Raw genomic sequence first — 18,376 nt, forward strand, 5'->3', positions numbered from 1 at the left:
AAATGGTAATAAACTATCCAAAACCTTTAACAAAATTTTAAAAGCGTTGTAAATAATAAAGCACTTGAGGCAGCACCTGGATCTATATGTCCGACGGCTCGTTCTCCAAGGTAAGAAGCTCTACCTTTTTTGGCGACTAAATTTTTAGTTGACTCTTTGGCAGCTTCAATTTTTTCAGAAGTTAAACTTTCTTCTTTTAATGCTGTTACAACTGGAAACCAAACATCTACCATTGTTTTATCGCCAGCTTCAGCTTTTCCCCGTTGTTGTATTCCTTTCAAGCCTGTCTCCAATAAACTGCCTAACTCTGCTTGATGCGTAATGACAGTAATATCTTTTGTTGCTTTCGTTATATTCATAAACGCCGAGCCATATAACGGTCCTGAAGCTCCACCAACTTTAGAAATGAGAGCCATTGCCAAAATTTTAAATGTATCACTAATTGTAGTTGGCTTTTGTTTGGCTAAACTTTCTTCATAAGCCTCCATTCCACGAGCCATGTTATTTCCATGATCTCCATCACCAATGGGTGTATCTAGCTCACTTAGATAATCCTTTTTAGCTTTAACTTCAGTTGCAAAATCTGCCAGCCATTCTTGCAATTCTTTTACTGTTATTTCCATTGTTTACCTTCCATTCTTCTATTTTCTACCAAGAAATCGTATTAACTTCACTATTTAACGCCGTTAACCAACTAGAATCTGTTACATTAAACAGTGTCAAAGAAACTCCCGCCATATCAATAGAAGTCATGTAATTGCCTACTTTATGAAACGTAACAGTAATACTTTGTTGCGCTAATACGGTCAAAACATCATTCATAAAGATAAATTGTTCCATTAAAGGCGTTGCTCCCATACCATTAACCAATACTCCAACTTCACTAGGTTTTTGACTATATTGGGTTAAAATTTTGCTGACTAATTCTTGGGCCATTTCTTTGGAAGTCTGCATTTTTTCAAGCCGATAACCAGGTTCTCCATGAATACCGACCCCAAATTCAATTTCATCTTCTGATAAAACAAAACCAGGTTTGCCAACTTCTGGTACAGTTGCTGCCGATAACGCAACCCCGATAGTTTTTATTTCAGCTACAATTTTCTCTCCTAAAGCTTTTAAATTCATCAAAGATAAACCAGTTCTAGCAGCGTCACCTAAAATTTTATGCACCAAAACAGTTCCAGCTACACCACGTTTTCCTGCAGTATAGGTACTATTTTCTACAGCAACATCATCATCTACAATAACCATTTCAACGGGAATATTTTCTAATTCAGCCATATCCTTTGCCATTTCAAAATTTAAAATATCACCCGTATAATTCTTAACTATTAATAAAACACCTGCTCCTTGATTTGCTTCTTTGATAGCAATTTCAATTTGATCCGGAGTAGGTGAGGTAAAGACATCACCTAAAACAGCCGCACTCAACATTCCGTCACCGACAAACCCAGCATGAGCTGGTTCGTGCCCACTGCCGCCGCCAGATACAAGACCAACTTGTTTATTTCTTTTATTTTTTACCACTACGCGAGATTCTTCTACTTGGTGAAGTATTTCAGGATAGCTTTTTACTATGCCGTGCAACATTTCATCAACAATCATACTTGGATCGTTAATAATTTTTTTCATTTTGTTTACCAGCCTTTCTGCCCTGCTTGTTTAGCTTCTAACACAATCTTTTCCATATCGTCTGTTATCCCCGCTGTAATTGCAGCGGCAAAAGCACCTTCAACTAAAGGGGCATCAATCAGGTGATATTTTTTTTGGGCACTTTCTGAAAGCATATCAAAGGCTAGCTCTGCACTTAAAACGGCACTGCCTAGATCTGCAAAAACCAGATAATATGCTGCATCTGGTGAAGCTTCTACCGCCGCAATAATTTTAGTCGGATCGCTGCCTAATTCACCGTCTGTTGTGCCACCTAATGAAAAGATGGACACTTCTTCTTTTTGTGACATTTGTTCCACCATTGCTTTAATCCCGTCAGTAATTTCTTTGCTATGGGAAACTAATAAGATGCTTTTTTTCATGGAATAACCTACTCCTTCGTCAATAATAATTCTATGCCAATCCGTGACGTTCTTTGTAATTTTGACCAATTTTATCTGCCACAATCAACGCGTTAGCTACTTCTTCTGCGACGATTGGAAACGGCATCGAATGAATTGATTCTTCAGGAATACATGCAATATTGGCAACTGCCATCGCCTCATCAAACGTAATCGTTTCAACACCCAAATCAGCCAATGTTAACGGCAACCCAACAGAAGCACTAAAATCCATTACAGCTTCTAATTCTTCTTTGTTCGCATCTTCTAAAACTAATTGAACAATCGTCGCAAAAGCAACTTTTTCACCATGTAAGTAACCATGAGCGCCTGGTAAAACAGTCATCCCATTGTGAATCGCATGTGCAGCTGCTAACCCGCCACTTTCAAAACCAAGGCCAGAAAGTAAAATATTGGTTTCAACAATTTTATTTAAAGATTCTGTTACTAAATTACTATCCGCTGCAATTTTGGCTTTTAATCCATCTTCTTGTAAATGCGTCCAACATAATTTAGCCATTGCTAATGCAGCATAAGTCCCTGCTGCATTGGGAGTTAATCCTTCTCTTGATCCCATTGGCAAACTAGCATTTACGCGTGAATATGAATTATGCGTTGCTCTAGCTTCAAAATAAGTAGACAAAGCATCACCCATTCCCGCAACTAAAAAACGAGTTGGTGCTTTTGCGATTACTGTAGTATCTACTAAAACAACACTTGGACTTTGTTTGAAGTAAGCATAATCATCAAAAGAACCATCTTCATGATATAAAACAGCTGAGTGAGATGTTGGCGCGTCTGTAGCTGCAATCGTAGGTACAATAATTAGATGTTCCCCTTCTGCAACGACTTTCGAGGCATCGATTGCTTTACCGCCACCTAGTCCAATAATGGCATCAGTATGATTTTCTTTTGCTACAGCTTGTAGTCGTCTTGTTTCCGCACGAGTAACTTCTCCATTAAAACCGCCTTCTACAAATGTAATATTGAATTTTTTAGTCGTTTCGTCTAATTGCGGTTTAACCCGTTTGACATCTTCTGGATTTGCGATTAGTAAAGCTGATTTGCCGAATGTTTGGACAAAATACCCTAAATTAAGTAATTCATTTTCTCCTTGAACATATTTTGTTGGTAAGATTAATGCTTTTCTCATGATGAATTCCTCCTTGTTAACTGTAGTTGTACTAATTTATAAATTGGGAGTTGAAGATAGTCTAAATCTGACGATCTCTTTCTTCTCTACGTCCCTAATAATAACCGCTTACATTCAAAAGGACACGGGATTTTGACAGCGCTTTCTTTTAAATTTTAATTGAACTTTTTTGCGAAATAGTAATTATTTGTCATCAAGAAAAAAAGTTCTATAATGAAGTTAAAGGAGGAAAGGTATGCGCGCGCAATTTGAAATTGAGAGAGTTTTAGATTTAGAAAAATGGGAGCGGCTTCAAGAAAGCATTGCTATTGCTACTCATTTAGCCATTATCTTGGTTGATTACCGGGGAAAACCTATTACAAAACATAGTCAAGTAAAATCTTTTTGTAACTTAGCACGCAATCATCCTGAACTAGCTCAGTTTTGTGAAAAATGCGATGCTCGTGGCGGGTTAGAAGCTGTCCGTACCGGGGAACCTTTTATTTATCGTTGTCATTTTGATATTATTGATTTGGCAATTCCAATTATGGTGGATAACAATTACGTAGGTGCTATTATGGCAGGAGAAATTTTACTCGATGAGGATCAAGAAGAATTTGAACAAATTTTGAATTTAGATACCCGCGCAGATGTCGTCGCCTTTAAAGCCGAACATCAGTCTTTAATTGATGCTTATCCTCATTTTAGTTTAGCAGACTTAAATAACGCTGCTAGTATGTTGGAACAACTAAGTGAATATATCGTCACCGAGGCCATAAAAAAAGATTACCTAATTAAAGCCTATCAACAAACCTTACGCCTAACAAAACGTCCCGCTAATTTTCCTATTGTGGAAAACAAAGAACCTATCGATTTATCTTTCATTCAAGAAGATATCCGCCAATCTGTTTTAGAAAAACGTTTAAGTCAAACTAGTGGCATCTATCAAGCTAAAAACAAAATACTCCAACCTGCTGTTGATGCTGTCTTTGTAAATAAAGGTAGTCATGTAGATTTGCCGACCTTGGCACAATTAATAAATTTAAGTCCTAGTCATTTAAGTCGGCTTTTAAAAGAAGAATTTGGTGAACCGTTTAGTCAAATCTATAGTAAACTAAAAATCTATTGGGCTGAAGAATTACTAAAAGATACCGATTTAACAATTAGCGAAATTAGTGAGGAGCTCGGTTATATTGAGCCCAGCTATTTTATTCGCTCGTTTAAAAAAATTAAAGGTTTGACTCCCTTAAAATGGCGTCAACAAAATCGTCGCTAAATGATACAGCTAACTTGATAAGAAAAAACAACACCAATTGTGCTACTGCAAGAAGTCTCTTTCAAAGACTCAGCTTCCACAATTGATGTTGTTTTTTTATTCATTAATTAAAACAATTTTTCCCACTGCATGATGAGTTGCGCTTAGCTCGTGGGCAGATTTCACCCCCGCAGCTGTTAGCGGAAATTTGGCTCCAATGATACTTTTTAATTGCCCTGCTTGCATCATTTTTGCTAATTTAGTCAATTCTTCACCATTTGGCTCTAACCAAATAGCTTGTGCAGCAATATTTTTAGCTATCATTAAATCCGGGTTACTAATAGCTAACACTGAGATTAAGCGTCCGTTGCTCTTAAGCGATTGAACGCTATCTTCTTGAACTGTTCCACCCATTGTATCTAATACCAAGTCCATGTCAGAAAAAACTTCGGCAAAATTTTCATCGTGGTAATCAATTACTTTCTCTGCGCCCAGTTGATAGAGGAGCTCATGGTTTTTTTTACTAGCAGTGGTATATACTTTTGCGCCATATGCTTTAGCCAATTGAACTGCATACGTTCCGACCCCGCCAGCACCAGCGTGAATCAAAACTTTTTCATCTTTTTGTAAATGACCGTGATCAAACAAGCCTTGGTAAGCTGTCAAAGCTGCTAAAGGAACAGCTGCAGCATCCTCAAAAGAAACATTCGCGGGAATTTCAGCTAAAAGTGTAGTATCCACAATGGTGTAATCAGCATAAGTTCCAAAGCGTGTCGTGGCAGGGCGGGCAAAAACACGATCTCCTACTTTCCAGTCTGTAACGCCTTCTCCAACAGATGTGATAATTCCAGCCACATCCCAGCCTAAAATAATTGGAAACTCCCAATCAAACATCTGTTTCAAATAGCCTTCTCGCAATTTCCAATCAATTGGATTAATTGACGTTGCTTTAACTTGAACTAAAACTTGATTTGCTTTTAAATTGGGTAAGTTAACGACTTCTTCATCTAAACCTTCACTACTACCATACTGATTAATCGTAATGGCACGTGTATTCATAGTTTTCTCTCCTTGTTAAAAAGCTTTAATTTCTACTTTAATATTTCCTTTTGTCGCACGAGAATATGGGCAAACTTCATGAGCTTCTTGTAACAATTCCATTGTTTCTTCAATTGTTGCATTTGCAATGTGCCCAGTGATTTCAACGCTTAATTGTACATCAGGTAACTCCGTTTGGCTTAAATTATACAAAGATACTGTTACTTCAATAGTAGATTCCCCTTCAAAACCCGCTTGCTCTTTAATATAAGACAGCGCACTATTAAAACACGCACTATAGCCAGCAGCAAAAAGTTGTTCTGGATTTGTTGCACCTTCTTCTTTGCTACCAGGAGGTAAAATATTTAAAGCAAATGTGTGGTCAGGAGAATGAACTTCTCCTGATCTACCCCCAGTATTAATCATTTTGGTCGTATAAATTCTTTTCATCTTATCCCCCTCTTTCTTAGCGTACAATTAAATTGTATACAATTTAATTGTATTTGACAAAAATTTGAATTCTGCTTAGACTAAAAGAAAGCAAAAGGACGTGAAAAATTTGACGGAAGATTTTTTAACAAAAGAACTTTGTTTCCAACTTTATGTCGCCTCAAAAGAAATAATACGTCTGTATAAACCCTTTTTAGCTGAATTAGACTTAACTTATACTAGCTTTATTGCATTATTGGCAATTGAAGACAATATGAGTGTTAAATATTTAGGCGAAAAATTATTTTTAGATTCTGGGACTTTAAGTCCACTTTTAAAAAAGATGGAACACCAGGGATTATTACACCGTACTCGGTCTGAAACAGATGAACGCCTTTTAAAAATTGATTTAACGCAAAAAGGACAGACAGTGAAAGCGCAGTTACCGGCAATTTCAAAAAAAATTTATCACGATCTCAAAACTCGGAATCCCAATGTTGACTATCCTCAGTTGATGCATTTCTTGTATCAATTAAATTTAGCTTTTTAAACTAAAAAACTTCTGACAGTTTCTTGTTACATAAGAGACTGTGTCAGAAGTTTTTTTATTATTGCCAATAAATGGGAACTCTTTCGTTTTCGTATTGACTAATCAAGGTCTCAGCTTCTAAGGTACTATCAATTTCATCTAAACCATTCACCAATTTATTTTTCCATGCCGCATCAATAGTGAATAAAAATGTAGTCTCTTTAGTTTTCACAACTTGATTTGGTAAATCAATCGTAATTTCTGTCTTTGGCGGTAACGCGGCTAATTTTTCGCGCGCTATTTTATTTAAAACAATTGGTAATAGACCATTTTTTGTGGCATTCATGTAAAAAATATCGCTAAAACTGCCGGCAATTACTGCTTTAAATCCATAATCCATTAAAGCCCACGCAGCATGTTCGCGAGAAGAACCAGAACCAAAATTATCTCCTGAAATTAAAATCGTAGCATTCTGATAGTGAGGAAAATTTAAAACAAATTCAGGATTGAGACGACGATTTGATAAATAGCGCCAATCATCAAAAAGAAACTGTCCAAAGCCTTTTTTATCGACACGTTTCAAATACGCTTTTGGAATAATTTGATCGGTATCCACATTGTCATTTAGGAATGGAACGAGCATCCCTGTATAGATTTTAAATGATTCCATCAACAAATCGCCCCTTTCACAATTTTTCTCACATCGACGAAAGTGCCGTTTAAGGCAGCGGCAGCAGCCATAGCTGGGCTGCACAAATGCGTTCGGGAATTCTTCCCTTGACGGCCAACAAAGTTGCGATTAGATGTAGAAGCACAGTGGACAAACTCTGGAACTTTATCTGGGTTCATCCCCAAGCACATGGAACATCCTGGTTCTCGCCATTCAAATCCGGCTGCTTTAAAAACCTCATCCAATCCTAATTTTTCAGCCTCTTTTTTTACTGGTCGTGAACCTGGGACAACAATTCCGGTAACGTCTGCTTTAATTTTTTTGCCTGCGACAATTTTAGCAGCCTCTTGTAAATCTGAAAGCCGGCCATTGGTACAAGAGCCAATAAAAACATATTTAATTGGAATATCATTAGGGGCTTGTCCCGGTTTCAAATTCATGTAGTCATAAGCTAACGCATCATTATGATCTTTAATTGCAGGAAATCTTTCTTCAACAGAAATTCCCATCTCCGGGTTAGTGCCCCAGGTAATATACGGTGCTAAATTTTTTGCATCCAATTCTAATAATGCATCAAACTTTGCGTCTTCATCAGTGTAAAGTTTCTGCCAATCTTGAACTGCTGCTGTCCGATTTTCAGGTGCATATTTACGGTTTAAGACATAGTCAAACGTCTTTTGATCCGGAGCTATCATCCCCATTTTAGCTCCACCTTCAATTGCCATATTACAAATTGTCATGCGTTCTTCCATCGATAAATTTGTAATTGTATCTCCAAAAAATTCCACAGCATATCCAACACCAAAATCCGTACCATATTTAGCAATCAAAGCTAAGATAATATCTTTGGCATAAACGCCTAGTTGTAGTTGACCCGTCACTTTAATCCCCATACGTTTTGGCTTTTTTTGCCAAATTGTTTGAGTAGCAAAAACATGTTCCACCTCACTTGTACCAATCCCAAAAGCAATTGCACCAAAAGCTCCATGAGTCGCTGTATGGGAATCACCACAAACAATTACTTTTCCCGGTTGTGTCAATCCCATTTCAGGTCCCACCATATGCACAATTCCTTGATTTTTTGACCCATTGTCGCAAGCCTTCAAAAGCTTGCGGTGAAGTGACTTCATGAATTAATTGTAAATCTACATATAATAGTTGGGCGCCTCCTTCTTCTCCTGTAATTACATGGCGTTCCCAAACTTTATCAAAAAGTGTTTTTCCCATCTTTTTCCTCCTGCTAACGTCACTTGCTTGTCTTTTCATTTTTAAATCTCTATCGATTTATGCTTTAATTTTATTAATCACAGCTGCAGTAAATTCCGTTGTTTTGGCATTACCGCCTAGATCAGCCGTAACAATTCCCTCATTTATAACAGCAAAAACTGCCGCTTCAATTGCTTGAGCCATTTTTTCTTCATTAAAACTTTGTCGCAGCATCAAAGCCGCAGATAAAATCATTGAAGCTGGATTGGCAATATTTTGTCCGGCAATATCTGGCGCTGAACCGTGGATTGGTTCGTATAAAGAAACACCTTTTTCACTATGACTCGCACTTGGCAATACACCTAATGTCCCTGGTAAAACGGAAGCTTCATCACTTAAAATATCCCCAAATAAATTTTCGGTGACGATTACATCAAATGTTGTTGGTTGTTGCACAATTCGCATCGCACAAGAATCAACTAATTGATGCTCTAATGTACAATCGGGATATTCTTTTGAAACTGCCGTCACAACTTTGCGCCATAATTTGCTTGTAGCCAAAACATTGGCTTTATCTACTGACGTAACTTTTTTATTCCGATTTTGTGCGATTTGAAATGCCTGATGAGCAATTCGTGTAATTTCTGTTTCTGTATAATAACAAGTATCAAAAGCCGCTGTTTTTTGTAGCTCTCTTGGTTTTCCAAAATATATTCCACTGGTTAATTCTCTAACAACGATAAAATCTGTACCTTTAACAATTTCTTTTTTAATAGGTGATAACGCTAATAAAGCATCTGGTACGCTAATAGGGCGAATATTGGCAAACAAATTTAGCGCTTTTCGTAAAGCTAGGAGACCTTGTTCAGGCGTTTGTTCAGCCTTCTCCCACGATGAATTCACGCCACCACCGATAGCCCCTAATAAAATTGCATCAGCGTTTTGACAAGAGGCTAATGTTTTTGAGGGCAATCCTTTACCACTATCTTCAATTCCTGCACCCCCAAAAGGTTGTGAATCAAATTGAAATTCTTGCTCGTATTTGGGTGCAGCAGCTTGTAATACTGCAATGGCGCTATTCATAATTTCTGGCCCAATTCCATCTCCTGCTAAAACCGTAATTTTTTTCATCTCATGACCCCTTATTCTCACTTTTTTATCTCACGTTGAAAGACGCTTCAAGTTACTACTAGCTTGAACATATGCTTTAGCCGACGCTTCTAGAACATCAAAATCAATCCCAATTCCATTAATTTGTTTTTTTGTATTAGGACATTCTATTACAACCCGTACTTCTGCTTGCGCATCTTCTCCAGCAGTCAATGCTGTAATGTCATAGCTAATTAGAACCGGTTGTTGTTCAAAAATCTGATCAATTGAATTATAAATTGCTTGAATACTACCAGAGCCTATAGCTGAAGCAATTTTCGTCTGACCTTCTTGGCTCTTAACCGAGACAATTGCACCTTGATGGCCATTGGAAACATATTGCAGTTGAACGCCGGCTAAATGAAGCGATGTTTCAGCTTGACGTACTTGATCAACTACTAAGGCTACCAAATCGTCATCGGAAATTTGCTTTTTCTTATCTGCTAAATTTTTAAAACGTTTAAAAAGAGGTTCAGCCTCTTTTTCAGACAAGTCGTAACCTAATTCCTTCATTTTGGTTACAAACGCGTGGCGGCCAGAAAGTTTTCCCAGCGGCAAAGAGTTCGTTTTTACCCCCACTAATTGTGGTGTAATAATTTCATAGGTTTCTGGATTTTTTAAAACGCCATCTTGGTGAATACCCGACTCGTGAGCATAAGCATTGCCTCCAATAATCGCTTTGTTGCGCGGTACAGAAATACCGGAAAGACGGGAAATTATATCACTTGTTCGCTTTGTTTCGTGTAATTGAATGTTGCTTTCATATTGATAAAAGTCACGGCGGATGTGTAAAGCTACAGCAACTTCTTCTAACGCTGTATTTCCTGCCCGTTCACCAATCCCACCTATCGTTCCTTCAATCCGGTTGGCACCATTCTCAATTGCCGCTAATGCATTCGCCGTAGCCATGCCTAAATCGTCATGACAATGAGAAGAAAAAATAATGTCTTCTTTACTTTGAATATTTGCCAATAAGAATTTGAACAACCCTCCGTATTCAGTCGGATTGGAATAGCCCACAGTATCAGGAATATTGATGATTGTAGCGCCAGCATCAATTGCTGTTTGAACCGCTTGTAATAAAAATTCTCTTCTCGTGCGGGTAGCATCTTCTGGTGAAAACTGAACTTGCGTAAATTTCTCTTTTGCATAACGCACATGTTCTTTGATGGCAAGTAATACTTCTCTTTCAGTCATTTTTAATTTGTACTGCATGTGTACATCACTTGTGGCCAAAAAAACGTGTATCTGAGGAAATTTAGCAGATTGTAGTGCCTCATAAGCACGATCAATATCTTTTTTTTGACAACGGGCTAATCCGGCGACCGTCATTGTAGTTGCTACTTTTGCAATTGCTCTTACAGCCTCAAAATCTCCCACTGAGGCAATAGGAAAACCAGCTTCAATTATATCAATGCCTAATTTTTCCAATTGTAAAGCAATCTGTACTTTTTCTTTGGTATTGAAATTAACGCCGGGGGTTTGTTCGCCATCCCGTAAAGTTGTGTCAAAAAACTGAATTTTGCGCATGAAATTTCCTCCTTGTTTAGATACTGTATTTATAACGCCGTCGTCTTTTCAAAAAAATTTACAAAAAAAGCATTCCATTAAGGTTTTACCCGTTAATGCAATGCGAATAGGACTCTTAAATTATTAAAAGAGTCCTCAGCTATAATAATAAATTTGTCATAAATTTCGAAGTTGTCATTTTCATCACCTGCTTGTTTGTTACAAACATCATAAGGCTTAGAGAAAATGATGTCAACAATTTATTCTAAATTTTCTGAATATTCTTTTTTTATTTATTTTATCTTGCCTTTTTATTGTTATTGTTAAAGTCATTGCTTGACGTCACATTTCATAAATTACAACCTATACACTCTTTTTAAACTTCCGAATTTTTTTCATCGCCCATTCATAATGACTCGAAGTAGCGGAAACAAAATAGCTTCCCAGCGTACTTCCTCCAATCCAAGGATAGACATTTTTTTCAAATAATTCCTCATTGGAAAATATCTCAGCCAACTTCATAACTTCATGATGGGTTTGCGCTAGAAGACTATACGCTTCTTCATAGCTGGTATGCTGGTGTTTTACCCAGAATTCTTCATTCATCTTGCCGTAAGTTTTCCAATTATATCCTTCTTTTAAAAATTGCCTTTTTTCGCCCTTCTGATTTGCCACTATCCAATCTAGCAACAGCTTGTGCCATTCATAGAGATGAATCAGAACATCTCGTAAATTTTTATCTCGTTGCCAATGTGCTTGCTTTTCTTTTTCAACGTCAAAAGTAAAATTTTGCCTTAAACTTTCTTGAGGAAGTGTATTTAACAGAGCCGTCATTTTCCCATAGCTTGCATTTCCAACTTCAATTAAATCCCTCTTATTTGTTGGTCTTACCATGTTCACATCTCCTTCATACTTTTTATAATAAATACACCAATAAAAATTTTATTCTAATTTCATTATGCCTTCAACCACGGGACTGACGTCAAGTAAAAGATGGAAAACTAGAGGATATTTCATTTATTTACAAACTTTCCTATATAAAAAACGCTAAAGCTAGAGACACAACTAGCATTAGCGTTTTTATCATTTTCCTACACGACAAATTATTCAGCAGCTAAAGCAGCCATTGTAATGTAGTTATATGGTTGGTTAAAGTGTGGTAGGAAGAAAATATCCAATAGTTTTAATTCATCAATTGTGACATGCTTACTAATTGCTAGTGAAAACATGTGAATAGCCATAGAAATATCCTCTGTTGAAGACATTTGTGCCCCCACAATCCGGCGAGAAGATGCTTCGTATACGATCCGAATTTTCACATCTCCATTTTCTTCTTTAATAAAACTAGGTTTTTGTAAATCTTCATAGTCTGTATATTTAACTTCCATATTGTTCTTTTCAGCAGCGGCAACCGATAACCCTGTTGAAACCATATTGAAACCAAAAATTGAAATACCATTTGAACCTTGAACACCTGCTGATTCAACTGACGTACCACCAATATTGTGACCGGCAACGATCCCCGTACGAACAGCATTGGATGCAAGTGCAATATAAGTCGTTGCATCGAGTGCATTTGAGTAAATTGTCGCACAATCGCCAACTGCGTAGACATCTGGATCGCTTGTTTGTTGATGGCGGTCAACTAAATAAGCACCATTAGCAAATAGTTCTAGATGATCTTTACCAAATTGTGCATTTGGTCCAAATCCAATCGCATTAATAACCATATCCACTGGGTATTCGCCTTTTTCAGAAACAACAGCATCTACCCGATCTGTTCCTTTGTATTCTTTAATTAATTCCCCAAAATGTAATTCAATTCCGTGATCAGCTAAGTTTTTATCCATGTCATCAGTAAACCATTTGTCATAATAAGACGGTAATGAGCGGTCAGCTGCATCAAAGAGCAGCACATTCTTACCACGACGTTTTGCAGCTTCTGCAATTTCCACCCCAATATAGCCTGCACCAATGACGGCAACAGTTTTCACACTGTCTCGCGCCATTTCACGATCAACATCTTGCCCTTCTTGGAATAATTTCAAGAAGTGAATCCCATTTAAATCATGCCCAGGGACTTTTGGTGAAATTGGACGCGAACCGGTTGCTAAAATAATTTTGTCGTAATTTTCTTCAAAAGTAGTACCGTCTTTTTTCTCACAATATACAATTTTTTTATTAAAATCGATGCTTGTTACAGATGTCTCCATGTAAATTTTAGCGCCTTTTTCTTCGAATGCTTCCTTGTTTGTATAAAATAGGTCTTGATAACCATCAATTTGGCGACCTACCCATAAAGCAGTTCCACAACCTAAATAGCTCAGATTGGTATTACGGTCGATCATTACAACTTCTTGATCTGGGTAATTATCTAATAACGTATTTGCAGCAGCAATTCCGGCATGGTTAGTTCCGACAATAATTGTTTTTGTCATTTTTAATTCCTCCAATAATGAACTCATTCATACTACTTTTTTCACAAAGTTCTTCAAAAAAAGAGAAAAAAGCACTTCTGAAAAAAAGTAAGTGTAAAACAGTCTATTTCCTGTTTCCGTTTACATTCTAGAAAAAAAACAAACGAAAGGCGATCATTCTGCTTGTGAATCTCTATCTCCTTATTTATAACGGTAGTTTTCATTCTAAAGCTTGCGATAATACGTTTTCAAAATTAAAAATTTATGAGATAAAATATTTTTCACAATAATTATTCTAAAATAATAAATATTTTTAAGTACTCTGACACATTTCCTTTACACCGTTTGTTTTTCATGCTTTTTTTCGCTACAATGCACCTACCAACAAAAAAAGGAGCCTACTATGAAACAACCTGCCCTACCCCAATTACCGGATTTAATTAAAACTGATTTTTTTATTGAAGATGAAGCCTTCTTTGAGGGAAATGCTTTTACTAACAGTGATTACAGCTACTTAACTGGTAAAAATATTATCATTCGCCAGAGCGTATTAGAAAAAATCACCTTGCATAAAACGCGCCTAGACAACTTTGAGGCGAGCAACGTGATTTTTCGTAATTGTGATTTTTCCAATATTGAATGGCTAAAAGCCAGCTTTCACCAAGTAATTTTTGACCAATGTAAATTAACAGGGGCCAATTTTTCAGAAAGTTATTTACGTGATTGTCAATTTCAAGATTGTCTTTGTGACTTTGCCTCTTTTAGCCAAGCCAATTTAAAAGTGGTGACTTTCTCTCGTTGTCGTCTAACTGATAGTGAGTTTTACAGTCTAAACTGGCAACATATAGCTTTGCTTGATAATGATTTGACAGGTAGCAATTGGAGTCATACCCGTTTAAACAAACTTGATTTTAGCACAAATAAATTTTATCGCATCACATTTGACCACCAAAACTTACGCGGGCTTATTGTAAACTCTCAACAAGCCTTAGTCATTGCAGCAAGTCTGGGACTTGTGATTGAAGATTCGCTTATTTAATGCGTCGCCACATAGCTAAAAGCATCCAGATAGATAAGCCGATACTAATTAACATTGCAATTGCCCAGCCGAAGACAGAATTTGAAAAAGGCAATGGGACATTCATGCCAAAAAAACCGGTAACAATTGTTGGTACAGTTAGTAAAAGTGACCAAATAGTTAAAAATTTCATCGTGTCATTTAAATTATTATTTAAAAGATTGTTATACGCACCAGAAAGCTGATCAATGACTTGAGAAGCTAAATTCGTCATTTCAACAGCTTGTTTGGCTTCAATTAAAGCATCATCCAGTTGCTCTTTTTCATTATCTTGCAGGCGATGGAAAATATTCAAAGCCCGAATTTGTTGTAATAAAACAGCATTTTGCTTAGTGGCTGTTACTAAGTAGACTAACCCAATCTCCAGGTCTGAAAGTTCTAGCAAATTTTTATTTGTTGTCCGTTCTCGTAATTTTTTATTTAAGCGCATTCGTTCACTATTGACTTCTTCTACTAACGGAAAAAAAGAATCTGAAATTAAAAACAGCGTGTGAAACAATAAGCTATATTCACTTTGATTGCTATTTTTGTGAAGGAGATTTTCCATCATGTCCGTTACATACCCCGTATGTTCGGTCGTAAAAGAAAAAAGATGGCGTTCTTTAATAATAAAAGTCATAGGGCTTGTTTCATAATGATTGTCGGTCTTATGACGATGTGGAACATTGTACACTAATAAAAAAGCATGTTCTTCTGGATCGTATTCTACCCGTGCACGTTCATTTTTATCTAAAGAATATGTTAGCATCTCATCACTTAACTGATACTTCTCTTGCAGTTCACTTAAAGTAGTAACACTGTGGTTATCTACTTGTACCCAATAAGAGGCGCCTTGATTGAATTCTCTTTTATGTTCCATTTTCCACCTCATTTGATTTTCTACTTTTACTTATAACATTATAACAAAAAAAGCTGGAATCCCTACTTATACGCATGGATTCCAGCTTTTTACTTTTAGCTAATAAATTCTAACTGCCGAATTTCTGCTAACTTATCATCAATCATTTTGATTACTTCTTTTGCTGCTCCTTCATCTTCTACGAAGTTCAGCAAATCACCGTCGATTTGTAATTTTGGACTTTCGTGGTAATTATCAAACCACGCATCATAACGCCGATTTAATTCTTGATAATAATCATACAGACTTGGGTCATATTCTAATTGCTCAAACTCGCGACCACGTTTTTTAATTCTAGCTAACATCGTTTCAAAAGAAACTTTAATGTGAACTAACAAATCAGGATGTTTTTTTTGCGCTGCATAGGGTAATTCTTGCATCATATTGGCAAGTAATTCATCATAAACTTGCACCTCTGTTGCAGTGGCCCGTCCCAAGTCAGCATTTAAATGAAACAACAACGAATCTTCATAAATAGAACGATCCAAAACATTATCTTCATGCTGTAGGGCTTGTTTAATACTATCAAAACGTTTATTTAAAAAGTAAATTTGCAATAAAAAGGCGTACTTATTAGGATCTTGATAAAATAATGGTAATACTTCATTGTCATCAACTGATTCATAAAACGCTTTACTGTTTAAATGATTGGCTATCATCTCAGTTAAACTTGATTTTCCTGCACCAATGGTACCCGCTAATACAATCACACTCATGGACCTCCAACTCACCTATCACTAAATATTGTGTTTTGCTATTACTTAAAACAATATACTCCACAACATCTAGTTGCGTCAAATAAGAAAATACTCACAAAAATTGCCACCATTTCAATAAATCTTACAGCCAACATAGCATAAAAATGAACAGGTGACGTTTGATCATTTATTTTCCCTGACAAAAAGTAAATCGCTAACTTTGACTACTCTTTTTAAATAAAATAAAAAAAGAAGTTAAAAAAATCTCTTAAGAAAAAATTGAAAAGTATTGAAATTTTTCATAAACTCTTAACGAGTCGCTTAATTTTTAGTAGAATGGACAAGCAGTACATATTTTGTTTTGTATAAATAAAAAAAGAAATGAGGCATTTGCATGAAATCCAGTGGTGAAGGTAATGCCAATGGGAAAATTATCTTAATGGGAGAGCATTCTGTTGTCTATGGAAAACCAGCAATTGCTTTTCCGTTTCAACCTACCCATGTCACAGCTGAAATAACCGACCATGCTTATGAAAAATTGCGTTCAGGGTATTTTGTCGGACCCTTAGCTAAAGCACCAAAAAGTCTGGAAAATATTAAAACACTAATTCACCAATTGCGTCATGACTTTTCTACACCACCTGTTCAAATCACGATTTCCAGTACTATTCCTGCTGAAAGAGGAATGGGATCTAGCGCTGCTGTGGCAGTCGCCATTACGCGTGCTTTTTTTGATTGGCTAAATCGTCCCTTAAGTTCTAAGCTTTTACTAAACTATGTAAACTATGCAGAGAAAATTTCTCATGGTAATCCAAGCGGTATTGATGCTGCAGCTACAGCAGGAGACGAGCCAATTTTATTTCAAAAAGGTGCTACTTTTGAAACTTTCCCCATCAATATCAGTGCTTTTTTAATTGTGGCAGATACAGGAGTCAAAGGTAAAACCAGACAAACTGTCAAGGCAGTAGCAAAGCGTTTTGAACAAGACGCCCAGACTACCGGTCGTTTGATGAATGAGTTAGGGGATTTAACTTTAAAAGCCAAAAATGCTATTTTAAATAATCAAGCTCCTTACTTAGGGGAGTTAATGAATGCTGCTCAAAAAAATTTAGCAGCTTTGCAAGTAAGCGATCAAACATTGGATAATTTAATTACCGTTGCCAATCAAAACGGTGCACTAGGAGCAAAACTAACCGGTGGTGGTAAAGGCGGTTGTATGATCGCTTTAGCTTCCGATTACAAAACTGCCAAAAAAATCACCACGGCTTTAACCAACCAAGGTGCTAAAGCAACTTGGATTCAAGAATTAGGAGTTTATCAATATGCTTAAAGGAAGTGCCCGAGCACACACCAATATCGCCTTAATCAAATATTGGGGCAAAGCAAATGAAGATTTAATTATTCCCATGAATAATAGCCTTTCATTAACTTTAGATGCTTTTTATACTGAAACAACAGTGACATTTTCAGAAGAGTTAACAACTGATATTTTTTATCTAGATGATACTTTACAAGATGAAAAAGGGACAAAAAAAATTAGCCGCTTTTTAGACTTGGTGCGTAAAAAAGCGGCCTGCCCACTTTTTGCGGAAGTGAACAGCTATAACCATGTCCCTACAGCGGCTGGATTAGCCTCTTCTTCAAGCGGCTTAGCAGCTCTTGCCGCAGCGTGTAATCAAGCACTGCAATTAGATTTATCTGACCGCGATTTATCGCGTTTAGCAAGACGAGGTTCCGGATCTGCTTGTCGCAGTATTTTTCCTGGTTTTGTAGAGTGGCAAAAAGGCAATAGTGATGAAACTTCTTTTGCCGAAGTTGTGCCAAGTAGCGGTTGGGAAAATGAACTTGCAATGTTATTCATTTTAATTAACGATCAAGAAAAAGATATTTCCAGCCGTGATGGGATGCGTAAAACAGTTGAAACTTCCGCCTTTTATGATGGTTGGTTGCAAACGACAACACAAGATTTAGCCAGTGCTAAAATCGCCATTCATGCGCAGGACTTTGAAAAGCTTGGCACTGTCACTGAAAACAATGCTTTAAAAATGCACGGGACAACATTAGCTGCCGTGCCACCGTTTACTTATTGGTCACCCGATAGTTTGAAGGCGATGAATGCCGTTAGAAAAATTCGTGCAGCAGGTTTACCTTGTTACTTCACCATGGATGCTGGGCCAAACGTTAAAGTTTTGTGCCAACGAAAAGACGTCGCACAACTAAAAGAAAAACTTACACATTATTTTGCTGATGAGCAACTCATTACCGCATTTAGTGGCCCAGGAATCACCTATTTATAACAAAGTAGGCAACTTATAGG

18 protein-coding genes and 1 pseudogene are annotated in these 18,376 nt (G+C 36.9%); 5 read left to right on the top strand and 14 right to left on the bottom strand.

Annotated features, from left to right (window positions below; translation table 11 throughout):
* Positions 1-26: 26 nt before the first annotated feature.
* The 4 genes from dhaL to EsVE80_RS10425 are packed head-to-tail and all read right to left on the bottom strand — an operon-like array spanning position 27 to position 3,204.
* A complete protein-coding gene (gene dhaL / locus EsVE80_RS10410) occupies positions 27-623 on the bottom strand; it encodes a dihydroxyacetone kinase subunit DhaL (RefSeq protein WP_173103650.1) in 597 nt (198 codons plus the stop codon).
* A gap of 25 nt (positions 624-648) precedes the next feature.
* Complete coding sequence (dhaK, locus tag EsVE80_RS10415) at positions 649-1,632, bottom strand: dihydroxyacetone kinase subunit DhaK (protein ID WP_173103651.1); 984 nt, start codon at positions 1,630-1,632, stop codon at positions 649-651.
* A gap of 5 nt (positions 1,633-1,637) precedes the next feature.
* Positions 1,638-2,033 (bottom strand): dihydroxyacetone kinase phosphoryl donor subunit DhaM, encoded by a 396-nt coding sequence (dhaM, locus tag EsVE80_RS10420; protein WP_173103652.1) that lies wholly within the window; start codon positions 2,031-2,033, stop codon positions 1,638-1,640.
* Positions 2,034-2,064: 31 nt separating this feature from the next.
* Entirely contained in the window at positions 2,065-3,204 is a 1,140-nt protein-coding gene (locus tag EsVE80_RS10425; RefSeq protein WP_173103653.1) for a glycerol dehydrogenase, read from the bottom strand.
* 235 nt (positions 3,205-3,439) lie between these two features.
* Here EsVE80_RS10425 and EsVE80_RS10430 point away from each other — a divergent pair, with 235 nt between their 5' ends.
* Positions 3,440-4,459 (top strand): PocR ligand-binding domain-containing protein, encoded by a 1,020-nt coding sequence (locus EsVE80_RS10430; RefSeq protein WP_173103654.1) that lies wholly within the window; start codon positions 3,440-3,442, stop codon positions 4,457-4,459.
* 96 nt (positions 4,460-4,555) lie between these two features.
* Here the strand turns inward: EsVE80_RS10430 and EsVE80_RS10435 are convergent, their stop codons facing one another.
* Positions 4,556-5,497 carry an NADP-dependent oxidoreductase gene (locus tag EsVE80_RS10435; protein WP_173103655.1) on the bottom strand — a complete coding sequence of 314 codons (942 nt, stop codon included), beginning with the start codon at positions 5,495-5,497 and terminating at the stop codon, positions 4,556-4,558.
* 15 nt (positions 5,498-5,512) lie between these two features.
* Positions 5,513-5,926 carry an Ohr family peroxiredoxin gene (locus EsVE80_RS10440; RefSeq protein WP_173103656.1) on the bottom strand — a complete coding sequence of 138 codons (414 nt, stop codon included), beginning with the start codon at positions 5,924-5,926 and terminating at the stop codon, positions 5,513-5,515.
* Between the two features lie 109 nt (positions 5,927-6,035).
* Between EsVE80_RS10440 and EsVE80_RS10445 the strand changes: the two genes are divergently transcribed.
* Positions 6,036-6,455 carry a MarR family winged helix-turn-helix transcriptional regulator gene (locus EsVE80_RS10445; protein ID WP_173103657.1) on the top strand — a complete coding sequence of 140 codons (420 nt, stop codon included), beginning with the start codon at positions 6,036-6,038 and terminating at the stop codon, positions 6,453-6,455.
* 58 nt (positions 6,456-6,513) lie between these two features.
* Here the strand turns inward: EsVE80_RS10445 and leuD are convergent, their stop codons facing one another.
* The 6 genes and pseudogenes from leuD to nox form a co-directional block, all read right to left on the bottom strand.
* Complete coding sequence (gene leuD, locus EsVE80_RS10450) at positions 6,514-7,104, bottom strand: 3-isopropylmalate dehydratase small subunit (protein ID WP_173103658.1); 591 nt, start codon at positions 7,102-7,104, stop codon at positions 6,514-6,516.
* Positions 7,104-8,331 (bottom strand): annotated as a pseudogene (locus EsVE80_RS10455) (3-isopropylmalate dehydratase large subunit). The gene leuD and the pseudogene EsVE80_RS10455 overlap by 1 nt, the downstream one beginning before the upstream one ends.
* A gap of 57 nt (positions 8,332-8,388) precedes the next feature.
* Positions 8,389-9,441 (bottom strand): 3-isopropylmalate dehydrogenase, encoded by a 1,053-nt coding sequence (leuB, locus tag EsVE80_RS10460; protein ID WP_173103659.1) that lies wholly within the window; start codon positions 9,439-9,441, stop codon positions 8,389-8,391.
* A gap of 30 nt (positions 9,442-9,471) precedes the next feature.
* A complete protein-coding gene (locus EsVE80_RS10465) occupies positions 9,472-10,989 on the bottom strand; it encodes a 2-isopropylmalate synthase (protein WP_173103660.1) in 1,518 nt (505 codons plus the stop codon).
* A gap of 342 nt (positions 10,990-11,331) precedes the next feature.
* On the bottom strand, positions 11,332-11,862 hold the full coding sequence (locus EsVE80_RS10470; protein ID WP_173103661.1) for a ClbS/DfsB family four-helix bundle protein: 531 nt from the start codon (positions 11,860-11,862) through the stop codon (positions 11,332-11,334).
* A 209-nt stretch (positions 11,863-12,071) separates the two neighbouring features.
* Positions 12,072-13,406 (bottom strand): H2O-forming NADH oxidase, encoded by a 1,335-nt coding sequence (nox, locus tag EsVE80_RS10475; protein ID WP_173103662.1) that lies wholly within the window; start codon positions 13,404-13,406, stop codon positions 12,072-12,074.
* A 382-nt stretch (positions 13,407-13,788) separates the two neighbouring features.
* Here nox and EsVE80_RS10480 point away from each other — a divergent pair, with 382 nt between their 5' ends.
* A complete protein-coding gene (locus EsVE80_RS10480) occupies positions 13,789-14,424 on the top strand; it encodes a pentapeptide repeat-containing protein (protein ID WP_173103663.1) in 636 nt (211 codons plus the stop codon).
* Here the strand turns inward: EsVE80_RS10480 and EsVE80_RS10485 are convergent.
* Both EsVE80_RS10485 and EsVE80_RS10490 read right to left on the bottom strand, forming a co-directional pair.
* Positions 14,417-15,322 carry a magnesium transporter CorA family protein gene (locus tag EsVE80_RS10485; RefSeq protein ID WP_173103664.1) on the bottom strand — a complete coding sequence of 302 codons (906 nt, stop codon included), beginning with the start codon at positions 15,320-15,322 and terminating at the stop codon, positions 14,417-14,419. The genes EsVE80_RS10480 and EsVE80_RS10485 overlap by 8 nt on opposite strands.
* Before the next feature lie 95 nt (positions 15,323-15,417).
* On the bottom strand, positions 15,418-16,077 hold the full coding sequence (locus tag EsVE80_RS10490) for a deoxynucleoside kinase (RefSeq protein WP_173103665.1): 660 nt from the start codon (positions 16,075-16,077) through the stop codon (positions 15,418-15,420).
* A gap of 376 nt (positions 16,078-16,453) precedes the next feature.
* Here EsVE80_RS10490 and mvk point away from each other — a divergent pair, with 376 nt between their 5' ends.
* Complete coding sequence (gene mvk / locus EsVE80_RS10495) at positions 16,454-17,389, top strand: mevalonate kinase (protein WP_173103666.1); 936 nt, start codon at positions 16,454-16,456, stop codon at positions 17,387-17,389.
* Positions 17,382-18,356, top strand: a complete 975-nt coding sequence (gene mvaD / locus EsVE80_RS10500; RefSeq protein WP_173103667.1) for a diphosphomevalonate decarboxylase — start codon at positions 17,382-17,384, stop codon at positions 18,354-18,356. Before mvk ends, mvaD begins: the two co-directional genes overlap by 8 nt.
* Positions 18,357-18,376: the final 20 nt, after the last annotated feature.

It is taken from the genome of Enterococcus saigonensis (genome assembly GCF_011397115.1).
Taxonomy (GTDB): Bacteria; Bacillota; Bacilli; order Lactobacillales; family Enterococcaceae; genus Enterococcus_C; species Enterococcus_C saigonensis.